Source organism: Marichromatium gracile (genome assembly GCF_004343155.1).
GTDB lineage: Bacteria > Pseudomonadota > Gammaproteobacteria > Chromatiales > Chromatiaceae > Marichromatium > Marichromatium gracile.
In genome coordinates this window covers 1-1,421 of the sequence record NZ_SMDC01000028.1, presented here as the reverse complement: position 1 = coordinate 1,421, position 1,421 = coordinate 1, and the positions used below count along the sequence as shown (strand labels likewise).

The 1,421-nt window shown below is 69.0% G+C and carries 1 protein-coding gene; it reads right to left on the bottom strand.

Annotated features, from left to right (window positions below; translation table 11 throughout):
* Positions 1-1,301: tetratricopeptide repeat protein (locus tag EDC29_RS17195; protein ID WP_132230696.1), on the bottom strand; the 1,301-nt coding region annotated here is incomplete at its 3' end.
* Positions 1,302-1,421: the final 120 nt, after the last annotated feature.

Genomic DNA, 1,421 nt, shown 5'->3' with positions numbered 1-1,421 from the left:
ACTCGCGCCGGTTCGCCGTGACGACGGTTGTAGTCGCGATAGGCCGCGTAGATCGACTCGGCCGGAAGATCCGGATGGTAGTTGAGGGTGAAGAGCAGACCGGACTCGGCCTGGATCAGGTCGAGATCGAGTGCACGCGCCTGCTCGAAGGCGGCGATGGCCTCGTCGAGCCGCCCGAGATCCTTGAGCACGTTTGCGCGATTGCTGTGCAGGGCCGCATCCCGGGGGGCGAGCGCACAGGCACGCTCCAGGTTGATCAGAGCCTCGTCGAGACGGCCGAGTCGCGCCTGGGCATTGCCTAGGTCGCTATAGGTCTGTGCATACTGTGGCTGCAGCCGCAGCGCGATCTGAAAGCAAGCGATCGCCGCCTCGTCCCGTCCGAGCGTACTCAACACCAGACCGAGGTCGTCGTGCGCCTCGGCTAGCCCCGGGGCCAGCACCAGCGCGTGGCGCAACAGGGCCTCGGCCTCTTGCTCGCGCCCCCGCAACGCCATCAGCGCGCCGAGGTTGGCATACCCCTGTGCAAGGTTCGGGACCAGCTCGAGCGCGCGCCGGTAACACCGCTCGGCCTCGTCGAGACGGTCCTCGCGCTGCAGGTTCAGCCCGACATTGATCCATGCCCCGGCATAGTCAGGGCGCGCGCGCAGCGCGCGCATGAAGTGCGCGTGCGCCGCGCCATGATCGCCACGATCGCACAGCACCAGACCGAGGTTGTTGAGAAAGATCGGCTCGTGCGGGCAACGGATCAGTGCGCGACGATAGTACTCCTCCGCAGCGTCAAGCTCGCCGAGCGCCCGCGCGACATTGCCGAGCGCGTTGAGCAGGTGCTCGGAGTCCGGCGCCGCGCGCAGGGCCGCGACGAATCGCGCCCTGGCCTCGACGAAACGCCCCCGCTGGAAAAGCGCGAGCCCCGCCTCCCAGTCGCGACCGATGTCAGTGTTCTGAACACCTCCGCCGCTGGAGCCGATCGGCGCACCGGGACTATCGAGCCCAGCGGCATTGTCGACGTGCCCCAAGGCTTGCTGCGCCTGAGCCAACAAGTGCAGCGCCGCCGCATCATCTGCAGACGACTCGAGCAGCTGGCGTAACCCGGTGATGGCCATGTCGGCGTCGCCACGCCCCAGACGCAGTCGCGCCAGCTGGAGGTGCGCATCGCGATGCCGCGGCGCGAGGGCGAGCAGCGCCAGATACAAAGGCTCGGCTACTTGGTCTCGACCCGCGCGCTGGTGCGCCAGGGCGGTCTCGTAGAGGGCATCGACCTCGTCCCCGCCACGCCCCTGTTCCACGTCAGGACGCGGCATGCGTACACCAGCGCCGCCACATCGCGCGGAAGGCCGTCTCGATCCGCGCCACCAGCCCCTGCTCGTCGCGCCAGGGGCTCGCCTCCAGCTCCGCGCGCAGCCCGGCGCGGATCCGCGCCA